Raw genomic sequence first — 13,323 nt, 5'->3', positions numbered from 1 at the left:
CCGGTCGGCGGTCACCAGCAGTAGGGGTACGCCGGCGGCGTCGGCCTCGGCGACGGCCGGATGCAGGTTCGCCACCGCGGTGCCGGAGGTGGTGACAACGGCAGCAGGACGGCGGCGCCCGGCCAGCAGTTCGGCGCGGGCGCACCCCAGGGCCACGAAGCCGGCGCTGCGTTCGTCGAGGACCACCCGCACCCGCAGCTTCCCGTCCTGCTCGGCGGCGGCCAGGGCCGGAACCAGGGGCGCGGAGCGAGAGCCGGGGGCGAGGATCACCTGGTGCACGCCGGCATGAATCAGGGCGCCGACGACGGTGCGGGCAGCCACAAGCGAAGGCGGCTCGGGCTGCGGGTCTGTCCCGGGCCGCGCGTGGTTACGGCCCGTGGAGTCGGCGGCGCTCATAGGGGCAGTCCGGCCACGGCGCTGCTGGGGTGGGCACTCTCCCGCTCGCGTCGGCGCTGCAGGGCGGCCGTTATGTGGCTCAGGCGCAACTGCCAGCGGGCGGTGAGTTCGGCGTCGGCGGCGGCGGTGCGCAGCAGCGCTCGCGAGACGTGCACGGGGCGCACCGGCAGAGCGCCGTCGGCGGGGATGGCGGCGGGGGCGGCGACGTCGCGGGCGAGCAGCCGGACGGTGCCCAGCCCGCAGGCGTGCTTGAGCCCGGGCAGGGCGGCGGCGAGCGCGACGCCCGCGCCGATGCCGACACTGGTGTCGATGGCGGAGGAGACGACGGCCGGCAGGCCCAGGCGCTCAGCCAGGGCCAGGGCGCGACGGGCGCCACCTAGCGGGGCGACCTTGAGGACGGCCACATCGGCGGCGTCCAGGCGGGCCACGGCCAGCGGGTCGGCGGCCAAGCGGATGGACTCGTCCGCGGCGATGGGGATGTCCACCAGCCGACGCAGGTCGGCGAGCGCCTGCGTGGAGCCGCAGGGCTGTTCCACGTATTCCAGGCCCTGGGCGGCGGCATCCATCAGCGGCAGGATTCTGCGGGCGGTCTCCAGGTCCCAGGCGCCGTTGACGTCGATGCGGATGCGGCCGTGCGGGCCGATGGCGTCGCGGACCGCCTCGATGCGCTCCAGGTCGGCGGCCAGGCCCTGGCGGTCGGAGACGCGCGCTCCGGCGACCTTGACCTTGACGGTGACGGGGAGGGCGCTGGGAGGGGCGACGGCATGCCGAGCCGGCCCGGCGGCGCTGCCAGCCTCGGCGATCAGGGCGCGCGCCCGGTCGGGGTCGACGGCGGGGACGGTGATGTTGACGGGGATGGTCTCGCGGAGGCGGGGCAGGTCGGCGTTGCCGACGGTGGCCTGTTCCAGGGCGGCGGCCAGCCAGGGGGCGGCGGCGTCGGCGTCATAGTCCCAGAAGGGGGCGACCTCGCCCCAGCCGGCCGGGCCGTGCAGGAGCACACCGTCACGGCGGGTCAGGCCACGGAAGGAGGTCCTCAGGGGGACGTCCCAGGCGACGGCTCGGTCGATGTCGGCCAGCAGCGCCCCGCCGACGCCGGCGCGCAGGGCGTCCAGATCGAGTTCGCCGCGCACGCGGGCGGACGCGGACTCCGGGCCGCGGTTGGGGATGGTCACGCCGACAGGATAGCCAGGGGGCAGGGCCATGGCGGCCGGGCGTGACAATCAGTGCCTAATGGCAATGGTTCGGCCGTCATTCCTCGCCCATACCGTAGAGCACCTTGCTGGCGGCATCGACGGCGTTGTCCTCCCTGGTGGCCGTCTCAAGCCCGGTCAGCCGCTGGGTCTGCGAGGCGTCGGCGTTGGTGAGCGCCAGCAGCGGTGGCTCGTAAGATGCGAGCTCGCCGCTTAGTTCGACCGTCTTCGCCACGATCGGTATTACGAGGATCGTGTCGGCGGCAACGGGTTCGGGGATCGGGTAGGAGGCGCGCAGTACCGTTCCCTGAATCGAGCCGGACGCCGCAGCATCTTCGGGGCCGACGGCCAGATCGGTGAACGCGCCCGCGTCCACTTGTACGTCGATGACGGTTCCTGCAGGCACCGACGATGGCCCGACAGAGTGCAGGGCGACGGTATCCGGCTTCCACAGATGGAAGCCGTCGGCCCAGCGCAGCGCGGTCCAGGTCACGCCGATCGTCGCTCCCCATAGAAGATCAGTGCTGGTGCCGGTATCGGCAGGTTCTTGAGTGACTTCCCGGTCCCCATCCGGTAGCGCGAGGGTGACCGTCGTGGCAGCGGGCGGGGCAATGATGTCGTCCGGGTAAGTCAACGCACGCACCGAGCCCAGTGCCAGTGTGAATTCACCCTCGGGCAGCTGCGCGCCAAGCAGGACGGTTGCGCTCCCGGTGGTGCCGTCGTCGGCGGGCTCCGCCTCGAAGGCGCAGTCGAATGCCTCATCGTCACGGGTGATCGCGGGTGCCTCCTCGGCGGCGTACAGAGCCGAGGACCAGGTCAACGCCATGCGCGTTCCGGCTGGCAGGCTGCCTCCGGCGACCGTGAGGGTTCCGCCCAACAGAACAGGCACGGTCATCGTGGTGCCGGCGGTGGTGGCGACTTCAGTGGCCTCTTCCCCGGGGGTCAAGCTGACTTCGACTCCCGCGGCATGCGCCTGCGGAGCCGTTGACACCAGCAGTGCGGCGCCGGCTCTCAGACCGAGCCCACAGATCAGGCTGCGTCGGGACATGCGCATAGGCTGCGATGCGTCTTGGGACGTGGATGAGTACATGGTTGTTCCTTGAGTCGGGGGTGCGAATGAAGGGATGAAGACATGTCGGTGGGATTCGACGTAAGCGGAGGAGTTACCAGGGTGGCGGACCCGCGAAGAAGGGCAGCAACCAGCGGTCCCAGACCAGGACGAGCAGCACCGTGCCGACCAGGTAGACCGCCGTCGGAGACAAACAGCGCACCCACAGAGGGATCCGGTCTGCGAAGCACGCCATCACTGTCAGAGTCACCAGCCCCGCAAAATACGGCGCGGCCAAGATAATCCCATCCCACGGAGCAGGCCAACACGTCGGGTAGGTGCACGTCCCATAGGTCCCCGCACCCGCCATTAGAAGAATAAGGAACGCCACGCAAACAGCACTTACCACTGCCACAGCAACCGCCGCAACATCATAACGGCCCTTGGCGCGCCACTTCGGAATGAGAGCGAAACCAAGCGCCGCCTCCAGCGTAGAGCGCCACCAAACAAAAGTGAATGTTCCGGCCCCCTTCATTATCCGCGTGACCATCCCGCTGTCGGCCGCCATATTCGGCCGGACCACCGAAAGACCTGAGGCCATAGCAGCCCACTGCGCACCCCACAGTAAAAGCGCGAGCCCAACCAGCACCATAACGGTCCGCAAGGTGACACAAAGCCCAACCAGAAGCCCCTGACGAACTTTCGAATCAATCCTCATCTTCCAGCCCCTGCACCAATCGATCCGCTAAGGCGGACGTAAGCGCTCGACGCTGGGCCTCCGTGGGCACCGAATCGAAATGAGCAGCCTTTCTCAGTAGCGGAAGCGTCCACCCAATATCTTTAAACACCCCTACGTCCAGCCCGTATGCGATCCCCTTAAAGGCCGAATCTACATTGGCCGAACTTGAGCCAAATCTACTCCTATAAAATTCCATCAATCGTTCGTTTGGAGACATCGATCGCACATACCGAAAGCGTTCTCGAAAGAGCGGAGACACCCCCGAACTAGCGACCAACCACGCATCAGCATCAGCGAGCAGGTCCGCCCGCCCAAAGTCCGAATTAGACTCGGCGCCGATCGCATCAAAAGCCCAGGTATAGAGGTCCGCGTTTTGACTGCCTGACTGCCAGGCCCCGAAGAGTGAGTACAAGTCGAGCGCCCACCCCCCAAGATCACCGTAACCATATTGAGCCGGACTAATATCCGCGCCCCAACTAACGTACGAGAGCACAGAAACCGCCCAATGAGGAATGTCTACCAATGTATTCGGATGCGCTCGTGCCCGATTCAAATAATCCTCACAAACCACACGAGCTGTAGTGGACGCCTGATCGTCAACCTCAGGTGTATACACGAGCCACATACCGTCATTAGCCGTACCCCAGTAGGTCGGCTTGCGCAGCCAACCAAGAATAAAGACAGACGGATCAGAAGCATAGGCTTTCGCAGGCCCGTAGGGGAGCTCGTTCACAGCCTTTGAACACCCCGCTTCAACATCCACATACCAGAGAAAAAGAAGATCGAATCCCGTGGCCGAGTTCCCTCCTTCATTCTCAAGAGGCGGTCCTGGCACGGTCGTCAGATCAACCGACGGAGCCTTGCGCGAAACGACTACCTTGTCTATCGGCGTCTCACCCCCGCCTCCGAGGTCGGTACTGGTTTCAAAGATCTGGTTGTAGTGCCACTCCTGGGGCATCGGAAAACCCATGTTCCCGGAGTACCCCGTTGACAGTCCGGAGACGTAGGCACCAACGGCCAGGCCGCGGTCGATTATCGTCTGACACACGTTCCTGGAACCATACACGCCGACCCTGTAACTATTCGGAACAGAGTCCATCACCTTATTAACTCCCTGAAAGAACTTCACCACAGGCCCATTAACCACATCACCTGTGGCGTCAAAATCGACAGCGAAGTAGATGACCGATTCCTGCGGAATACCGAGTACCCTAGCACGCCTTAGGGCCTCAAATGCCTGCTCTTCTCCGTGGTCATAGGTCATCCAGACAACCTCGTTGTTGTAGCGCTGATAGAGCGGAATCAGACGCAATCCGGCCGCCCTAAGCTCGTCGATTTCAGGGCCGTTGATGTAGTAACCGGTTACAAGGTACCTACCTACATGCGTGTAACCCCTGCGTACCGCGGCCGCAGCCCGTCCACCGGTGAGCTTCTCAGAGGTGTCGAACCCCTTAGTGGCGACGCTGGTGTCACCGCACGATACCAGGAGGTTGCACCAGGTCGTGTAGTCGCCCTTCCCGGTCTGGGGTATCTCCATGAAGGACTGGAAACTGCTGATGACACTGCTGGTAGTGCTGGTGAAGCTGCTATTCAGGGAGATGCTGAGGCCGTTGAGGATCATGGCCGCGTGGAACAGCCTGACGAACCGCTTGGTCCCGTCGCTATTGCCAACCCCCAGCACCGCCTGCGACTTCAACCCGCTCTTGGTCCCGTCCCCGAAGTTGCCGTTGGCAACGCCATCGGCCATCCCCAACTCGTACTGCAGGGCGAGCAGGAGCGCGGTCTGAACCGATCGGGAGTGCACACCGTCACAGGGCACCAGTGCGAAGTCTCGCCGCGCATGGTAGGTACCGTTGAGCCAGCGTTGCACGGATCTGACCTCGGCGGTTCCACCGTAACCACTCAACACGGTGTAGGCGTCCATGGATAGCAGTGAGGCCATGACTTTGACGTCGACGAAGGGCGAGTTGCCAGCTCCGAGTCCAAGGTCTTCGCGTACGGTGGCAACCGATCCGCTGAGACCCTCGAATCCAAAGACGGCTCCCTGGTTGAGAGTGATGGCTGTGTATCCCTTACACCACAGTGCCCCGCTGAGGATGCAGAGCACGTTCTGCGAGCCACTGAAGGATGCGTCTATTTTGCCGATCTTCGAGCGAAAGGCACTGGTGGTGGCCGGACCGAATCCAGACGCCAGTGGACTGATCCCCAGCTCGGCCTGCAGCGCGCGGCGCAGTCCGTAGATCGTGGACCAGCCTGTCAGTCCGTCCTCATCGAGCCGTACCCAACCCGCTTTCGAGCCGTACGTGGCGTTGAGCCACTCCTGTGTCTTCCTGACTTGGGGGTCTGCCATAGCGTTTCTCCTCAGTGAGTCTGCTAGTCGAGGTACGAATACATACGTCAGTGGTGCAGCGCCTCTGCGGGTTCGATGCGAGACGCACGGTGCGTGGCAAACACGGCTCCAAGGAGGCTGACGCCGACGCCTCCCGCGATGCCAAGTGGCACGCTGCCCCAGTCCATGACGGGCTGCCAGCCCCTACCTATGGTGATGGCAAGGATCGACATCATTCCGAGGTAGACACCCGCCACTCCCCCGAGCAGCCCGGTCACAGTCGCCTCGGCGGCGATGAGGAAGCGGATGTGGACGCGCCTGGCCCCCATGGCGCGACGCAGCCCGATCTCTCCGGTGCGCTCCATGACCGTGGAGATCATGAGGGCGGCGACCAGCGTGAGGGCAGCGATCGCGGCGACGGCAGTGAGGGTGTACAGGACGGTTCGAATGGAGTCCTCCACCTCCGCCCGGAGCGTCGCAGGATCCGGCGGGACATCGACGGTCACGGACTGCGGCGCGCTGGGGATCCAGGCAACGGGCGCCTGCTCGGCAACCTGTTGGGCGGCTCCGGGGTCGACCCGCAGCTTGACCGAGGCGTACTGGGGCTGCGAATACGAGACGGCTTCGGATTCGGGCACGATGACCGAGTCAAGCAGGCCGACGTCCAGGCCCGCGTCAGTCAGGATTCCGACAACAGCACGGGGCCGTCCGTCCAGCCAGATCACCGGTGAAGCGAGTAGGGGGCCGATCTGCAGGCTCTGGGCTGCGTGTGAACCGAGGATGACCTCATCCTCGCCCAGCACGGCCAAGGGCTGCGGGCAGGTGACCGTAAACAGTGACTGTGGAAGCGTATCCGATACGTTACCGACGAGTTGAAGCGGAGTAGTGGTCGCAGAGGGCCGTGACGCGACCTCGACGGACGAGTGGGTAGCGAGTACAGCGAAGTCGCGCACGCCGGCGAGGTCTCGGATACGCACAGCGGAGTCTGCGGACAGGGCTTGCTCGGCAGCCAAGACGTCGGTGGTTGCGGCTGCCAAGCCGACGAGTTGGTTGCGTCTGGAGTCGAACACGTCGGACACCTGGAATCGCGCGGTGGCGGACAACCCGGTAGTCGTCGTCGCCAGCGCTACTGCCAGAGCAATGCAGGCAACCAGCACACCCGAGCGCGCTCGCCGGGAGCGCAGGCTGTGCCATACGTCGCTTAAGGCGTCAGGCAGCCGCAGGCGGGAAGCGCGCCCGCGCATGGCGGAAGGTTCCGTCTTGGGGGCATGTAACGCAGTTCGGTTGAGCTCCTCCACCCGGCCGTCCACGACCCGCAGATGTCGTGAGGCGTAGGAGGCGACATGGTCGTCGTGAGTGACCACTATGACCGTGGCGCCACGCCGGTTCAGTTGCGCGAGCAATTCCATGATCTGCTCACTGCTGCGCGAATCCAGGTTGCCGGTGGGCTCATCGGCGACGATGATCGGCGCGCCCGAGGCGACAGCTCTGGCAATGGCGGCGCGCTGACGCTCTCCCCCCGATAGCTTCTCCACCTTCTGCAAGTGCTTGTGCTGCAAACCGACGAATGCGAGCGCCTCCTGAGCGGCCTTAACTCTCCGCCGCCGGTCCAGACCCCGATACAGCAGGCCGAGGGCGACGTTCTCCACCACGCTGCGTCCCTTGAGCAGGTGGAAGGACTGGAAGATGAAGGCGAAGTTCTCGGAACGCACCGTGGCGCGCCTGGGCTCGCTCAGCGTACCCACATCGACGTCATTGATTCGGTAATCGCCACTGGTCGGGGTGTCCAGCAGTGCCAGCTGGTTTAGCAGGGTGGACTTGCCGGCCCCCGACGGACCCTGGATAGAGATGAACTCGCCCTGACGGATGGTCAGCGTGACATCGCGGAGGGCTTCAAGGGGCACTTCACCTCCGTAGATCTTCCCGACGCCGCACAACCGGAGCTCAGCCATCAACCCGCACACTCATGTCCTCGGTGAGGGTACCGTCCTCAGCGTCGACGGCGCAGGTGCCCGCGACACATCCGAGCTCGGTCACCACCACCTGCGTGAAGGAGCCGTCCTTCTGCTCAACCAGGACGGTGGTCACGCCATTGACGTCGGCCGAGACGGCTCGTTGCGGGACTAGTAGCGCATCGAGAACCGGCTCGGAGAGGTTGAGGGTGACCAAGACGTCGCTGCGCCCCACCCAGTCGTCAGGGATATGGCCGTCGCTCGCCCGCAGAACCACGGACGCCTCTGCGGACTCAGCTGCCTCTTCCTGATCCTGCTGGGTAGGTGACAAAGCGTCCTGCTGTGGGAAGTTCACCTGTGCCAGGGCGACGTCCATTGACATATCAGCAGACTGTCCTTGAAGACTGGCAGTGCCGGCCAGACCGGACGTCAACCGCGCCTGTATGGTCGGTGGCACCGTGGCTGTAAGCGCGATCTCCTGGGTGCTGAACGTTGCCGCGGCCTCGCCGTCCACTGCGGTACCGGTCGCGGGGACCGAAGTCAGAACCGCGGGCAGCGTCGGCACAATTATGACTTCCGAGGCTGGCAGCACAAGGGTCGGCTGTGCCGGCGACGCGGCCGCCGTCGCCCCCTCGGAGGGCGCGGGTTCGGCTGCGACTGCGCTAGGCGAGTATTCGGAGTCCTGCGGAGCCTGGGCCCCGGCACTCCGGTACAGCTCGCGGATAGCGGCAGCAGTCGCTCTCCCAAGCTCCCCGTCCACACTGACGGCGTAGCCCAAATCGGCCAGGGCCTGTTGGATCATGCGGACGTCGTCGCCTCGGGCACCCAAGTACAGATCGCGGTAGAGGGCGAATTCACCCTGTAACGCGATCACCGGACGGCTGTTGACCCAAACAACCACGCCGCCCGAGGGGACAGAATGACCGACCGCCGCAGCAGACCTGGTCACCACGCCCTGTCCCTCGAATGGGGTTGGAACGGCGACAGTTACGCTCTCGGAACGAACCGCGGTCGCGAGGAAGGTTGTCTGCTCGACGAGGTCGCTCCGCGTCACCGCGACGGTGACCGGTCCGGCCGAAGGCGGCGCGGCGGCCGCCTCCCGCTGAGCAGGTGACTGGACGCGGACGGCCACGAGCCACGTACCGACAACGAGCATCGCAGCGCCAGCCAGAAAGGCGAACACGAGCAAAGACTGCCGTAGCCGACTCACGGCGTTCCGCCGGCCTCGGTAATAATGGAACGCATGCGTGCCGCTTCGGCCTCGTTCTCAGCCACCATGCCTTCGATCTCTGCCTGGTGATCGGCAACGAACGCGGCCTGTTGGTCCCATGTGGCCTCGTATAGCAGGCTGGTCCACCCCGAGGACTCCCGACACTCGGCGTCCGCAGTGGCCACCACGATTTCGTCCGCCGAGGGGTCGCCGGTCGGCCAGTAGTCGAACCTCGTGATGAGCGATTCAGGAAGGTCTAACGTTCCCACCTCCCAGGGTTCCTCAGGAAGATCAGCTATGCCCTGCGGCGCCATGCAGGTGCGCCACTGAGCAGCAGCCTCCTGCAACTGTGATGACGAAGTGTCTACGAAAAACTGGTTGAGCTGAGACTCGATTGGAATGACTCCATTCTCGTCAATATCCAGATACTCCGTCGGCGGCGGGCCATATAGTTCCAGTTGCACCTCATCTTGACAATCATGCCATTGATCCTTGAAGGAGTCCGGTTTGCCGTCGTAGTAGCCACCGCCCTGGAGATCGATCTTCTCCCATGAGATCTTGTAGGCCGGATCGGGAGCCATTCGGTAGCCGTACTTCTGAGCGATCTCCACATTGAACAGGGTTTCATTCCCATGCGGCGACGTCTCGGGAAATGGGACAGATGACGCAGTCATTACCTCATATTCATCGATCCCAGCTTCCGACATGCACCTATCCACCAGAAGGTCGTAGGCGTAATTCTCCAACCGTGAAAGATTCCCGTCGAGCACCCGATCAAAGGGCACCGACCACGTCACCGGATCTTTGACAACTCCGAGCACCTCGGTTGGGCCTGGCGGCGCCGCCACCTGACTTGCAACCTCACTTCGCGCCGCTGTCGCATCGACGGACGCATACTGCCCTCCAGAAGAACAGGAACAGACGAGGAGAGTGAAGATTGCACCCACAGCAGCGCCGCGAAAAACGCGACCAGATCGCGCAAAACGCTGAACACCCATGAAAGCAGTCCTCCTATACCGTCAGTTAGACCCACCGTCCACACCATTCCTTTTTGTTATACCAGTAGCACCACCTGATAACCGATCCGGTCTGCGGCCCGTACACGCCGTCAACCGCGATCCGATTTGCGGTTTGCACATTCACCACCGCCTTGCGCGTGATATCACCAAATATACCATCGGCGTACAGACTCTGCCCGGAAGTCTGAAGTCCGTACTGAAGTCTCCTAACCTCTTGGCGCACGCGAGTAGAGCTCGTACGTTTGAGCCAACAGTTACGCGTGAGCGAGGTACCGTTGCCGTAGGCGGGGACATACACTCCTCCTCCGGCCCCACCGACCACCTCCACATTGTAGTACCAGCCATTGTTGCACTGATGATAGGAGGCAGCCTGCGCGACAGGCGAAGCAACCAATGTACCTGCGACAAGCACAGCAAGTGCCACAACAACGCGAAGAGAGCGGACAGCATACCCGAGCTTCATCGGAACCTCCAAATTCATGGAGCAATGAGGAGCGCCTCATTCTCCGTTCAGGAAATAGGATCGCGGAACGACACCGCTTTGAAGCATGAGACATCCCACACCAGGTCGTCAATGTCGTCAATCCGCCAATCGACGGATCCGATCGCCCAACCGGCCTAGCCGGATGGGGCAGCGGACTCAGTCCACCTGCGCCGTCGTCGCCGGGTCGCCCAGAGTCGCGACCATGACGGCCTTGATCGTGTGCATGCGGTTCTCGGCCTGGTCGAAGACGATGGAGCGCTCGGACTCGAAGACGTCCTCGGTGACCTCCAGGCCGTCCATGCCGGTGGCCTGGTAGATCTCCTCCCCGATCGCGGTCTCGCGGTTGTGGTAGGAGGGCAGGCAGTGCATGAACTTGGCCTGCTCCCCCGCCTTGGCCATCAGGGCGGCGTTGACCTGGTAGCCGCGCAGCAGCTCGATGCGCTCCGCCCACACGTCCTTGGGCTCCCCCATGGACACCCAGATGTCGGTGTGTACGAAGTCCACCCCTGCCACGCCCTCGTCCACGGACTCGGTGAGGGTTATGCGGGCGCCGGTGTCGGCGGCGACGGACTGGGCGGCGGTGACGCATTCGTCGTCGGGCCACAGCTCCTTGGGAGCGACGATGCGCACGTCGGCGCCGAGCAGGGCGCCGGCCACGAGCAGGGAGCGGCCCATGTTGAAGCGGGCGTCGCCGATGTAGGCGTAGGCGATCTGACCAGCGGGCTTGTCGGTGTGCTCGAGCATGGTCAGGCAGTCACACAGCATCTGGGTGGGGTGCCAGTCGTCGGTGAGCCCGTTCCACACCGGTACGCCCGACAGTTCGGCGAGTTGGTCGACCTTGGCCTGGGAGTCGCCGCGGTACTCGATGCCGTCGAACATGCGGCCCAGCACGCGGGCGGTGTCCGCCACGGACTCCTTGTGGCCGATCTGAGAGCCGGAGGGGTCCAGGTAGGTGCTGTGGGCGCCCTGGTCGTGGGCGCCCACCTCGAAGGAGCAGCGGGTGCGCGTGGAGGTCTTCTCAAAGATCAGGGCGATGTTCTTGCCCCTCAGGTGCTGAGTCTCCCGGCCGGCTCGCTTGTCCGCCTTCAACTGCGCCGCCAGGCCGATCAGCGTCATCCACTCCTGCGGCGTGAAGTCCAGTTCGCGCAGGAAACTGCGTCCCTTCAGGGAGGCGAGGACGGCGGGGGCGGGGGCCGGGATGGCGGCGGGCATGCTGGGGTCCTTTCGACGCGTGAACTCAGGGGATGATCGTAGGGCATGCGGACGTGATAACGGCCGCCGCATGAAGCCCCTCCCCGAGCAGACGCGGCACCCCTCGCCGATGGCCATCGCTCTCCCACGATCGCGTGGGTGTTAACCGGCGTCCTGGCGGACCGTACGGTCGCCGAGGTCGGCACCGAGAGCGACGCGTGTGGTTGAAGTCAACGCGATCGCCTGGCAGGCGCCGGCGTCCGGCAAGGTACCGACGCTGAGGTTGATTGTCACGTCCTGGTCGGTCTCGAGAACTTCCACGCTCACGCCCTCGCACTGTGCAGGGCCGGCAAGGAAAGTCAGCTCGATCGTCCGCGGGCCGATCAGCTCCCACGAGTCCCACGCGACGGCGGCGGGCGAGACCAGGTCATCGCGGGCCTGAAGCACCTGGACCGATCCCGTCGCATCGCCGCTCGGCGCGGGAACGCTCGTTGAACCAGCCGCTCCGAAGTCACCGGTGGCTGTGGTCTGCTCCGTCGGCGAGGAGTCCGCAGCCTTGGGACCGGTCGGCTCGGTTGAGGCGGTGGGCGAGTCCCGCCCTCGCGTGCAGCCTCCCGCCCCCGCGATCGCAATGCCCGCAGCAAGCGCAAGCCTCGTCATTGTGCGGCGTCTGATCAGCGACATGATCGCCCCCTGTACTCGGTGGTCGGCGTCGGCGCACGCCGGACTAGTCATTGTTCGAGGCGTCCACCATCTTCTTGACATCGGTGTTGAAGTAGGGCCCCCAGTTCTGGTCCGCCGAGTCCAACCATGTGGACGTCACCGACCGAACATGCCCCTGTCCGGTGCTGTTGTTGTACTGGGCGAGCCAGGGCCCGCCTGATGAGCCATTGCCGAAGTCGCAGCCTGTGATCGTATCCCGATCGTCGTCACCGCGGGTAGCGCCCCAGCACGCCCACATGCTGTAGCGACCGTTCGGATTGCTCTTGTTGCTCGGGTAGCCGAAGATTGAGACGTCGAAGCTCTTGGAGCCGTTCCACATGAGGCCGTGCCCGCCGACGGCGTCGACAATTCTTCTGTTGTCGTCTCCACCGTCGTTGAGGGTAATGATTCCGACGTCGTGGGAGAGGTCCGAGTCATCGATCCAGGAGTTGAATGTGCGCAGGGTGCGCGCAGTCCAGATTCCCACCGGATCGGGGTCCTCCTTCCGGCCATCGTAGGCGGGGACGAACACAACGTTCTGGGACCAGGCACCCTGGTAATACACGCAGTGTCCCGCGGTAATGATCACGCGCTTGGTCGGCGTGTTCAGCGCGGACGCCGAACAGTATCCGTTGTCTTTTTCGTAGCCCTCGAAGAACAGCTTGCCGTTGGTAACGGAGAAGTTCGTCACCGGCGGCGCGACCACCGCAGTCTCCTCACCGGAGTCCGCGGTCAGCGTTTGCAGGTCCTCATCGAAAAGGCCGGCGGCCTGCGCCTGCGCGAGCACGTCGTCGGCGGGCTCGGCGGGATCGGTGAGGCCCTCCTCTCCCGGCTCGGAATCGGCGGCAGACGCCAGCGCCGAGGCCTCGGCCTGGGCGAGCTGTTCGGAGTCCGCGACGACGTCTACGGGCTGGGCCTGCGCCATCCGCTCGGGCGTCCAGTAGTCGATTACGTCCTGGTTAGACTCGGCATCGGCGTCATCCAACGCGGCCTCGTCCGCGAGCACCGCCTCTTGACCGAAGCTGTTGGGCGCTACAACGGCGGTTGAGGCGGCGTCGTCTTC

At 64.6% G+C, this 13,323-nt stretch carries 12 protein-coding genes; all 12 read right to left on the bottom strand.

Annotated elements, in window-relative coordinates:
- On the bottom strand, positions 1–321 hold a 321-nt coding region (locus BN1056_RS00630; RefSeq protein ID WP_425306088.1), incomplete at its 3' end, for a thiamine pyrophosphate-binding protein.
- Positions 322–392: 71 nt separating this feature from the next.
- Complete coding sequence (locus BN1056_RS00625) at positions 393–1,568, bottom strand: o-succinylbenzoate synthase (protein ID WP_244671415.1); 1,176 nt, start codon at positions 1,566–1,568, stop codon at positions 393–395.
- 76 nt (positions 1,569–1,644) lie between these two features.
- A complete protein-coding gene (locus BN1056_RS00620; RefSeq protein WP_210578261.1) occupies positions 1,645–2,634 on the bottom strand; it encodes a hypothetical protein in 990 nt (329 codons plus the stop codon).
- A gap of 115 nt (positions 2,635–2,749) precedes the next feature.
- Positions 2,750–3,352 carry a hypothetical protein gene (locus tag BN1056_RS00615; RefSeq protein WP_210578259.1) on the bottom strand — a complete coding sequence of 201 codons (603 nt, stop codon included), beginning with the start codon at positions 3,350–3,352 and terminating at the stop codon, positions 2,750–2,752.
- A complete protein-coding gene (locus BN1056_RS00610) occupies positions 3,342–5,723 on the bottom strand; it encodes a glycoside hydrolase domain-containing protein (protein WP_210578257.1) in 2,382 nt (793 codons plus the stop codon). The genes BN1056_RS00615 and BN1056_RS00610 overlap by 11 nt, the downstream gene beginning before the upstream one ends.
- A 47-nt stretch (positions 5,724–5,770) precedes the next feature.
- Entirely contained in the window at positions 5,771–7,606 is a 1,836-nt protein-coding gene (locus BN1056_RS00605) for an ABC transporter ATP-binding protein/permease (RefSeq protein WP_210578255.1), read from the bottom strand.
- 40 nt (positions 7,607–7,646) lie between these two features.
- Positions 7,647–8,837, bottom strand: a complete 1,191-nt coding sequence (locus tag BN1056_RS00600) for a peptidoglycan-binding domain-containing protein (RefSeq protein WP_210578253.1) — start codon at positions 8,835–8,837, stop codon at positions 7,647–7,649.
- 23 nt (positions 8,838–8,860) lie between these two features.
- Positions 8,861–9,862, bottom strand: coding sequence for a hypothetical protein (locus BN1056_RS00595; protein WP_210578251.1), 1,002 nt, complete (start codon positions 9,860–9,862; stop codon positions 8,861–8,863).
- A gap of 25 nt (positions 9,863–9,887) precedes the next feature.
- A complete protein-coding gene (locus BN1056_RS15015; RefSeq protein ID WP_425306089.1) occupies positions 9,888–10,346 on the bottom strand; it encodes a peptidoglycan-binding domain-containing protein in 459 nt (152 codons plus the stop codon).
- A gap of 177 nt (positions 10,347–10,523) precedes the next feature.
- Positions 10,524–11,579: an ornithine carbamoyltransferase gene (gene argF, locus BN1056_RS00585; RefSeq protein WP_210578247.1), complete on the bottom strand. Its 1,056-nt coding sequence runs from the start codon at positions 11,577–11,579 to the stop codon at positions 10,524–10,526.
- 141 nt (positions 11,580–11,720) lie between these two features.
- Positions 11,721–12,005: a hypothetical protein gene (locus BN1056_RS00580; RefSeq protein ID WP_210578245.1), complete on the bottom strand. Its 285-nt coding sequence runs from the start codon at positions 12,003–12,005 to the stop codon at positions 11,721–11,723.
- A 280-nt stretch (positions 12,006–12,285) separates the two neighbouring features.
- Positions 12,286–13,323, bottom strand: a 1,038-nt coding sequence (locus tag BN1056_RS00575; RefSeq protein WP_210578243.1) for a trypsin-like serine peptidase, incomplete at its 5' end; no start/stop codon positions are given.

Source organism: Actinomyces succiniciruminis (assembly GCF_900002405.1).
In the GTDB taxonomy this organism is placed as follows: domain Bacteria; phylum Actinomycetota; class Actinomycetes; order Actinomycetales; family Actinomycetaceae; genus Actinomyces; species Actinomyces succiniciruminis.
The sequence above is the reverse complement of the archived record's forward strand: the minus strand, read 5'-3'. Positions and strand labels throughout refer to the sequence as shown.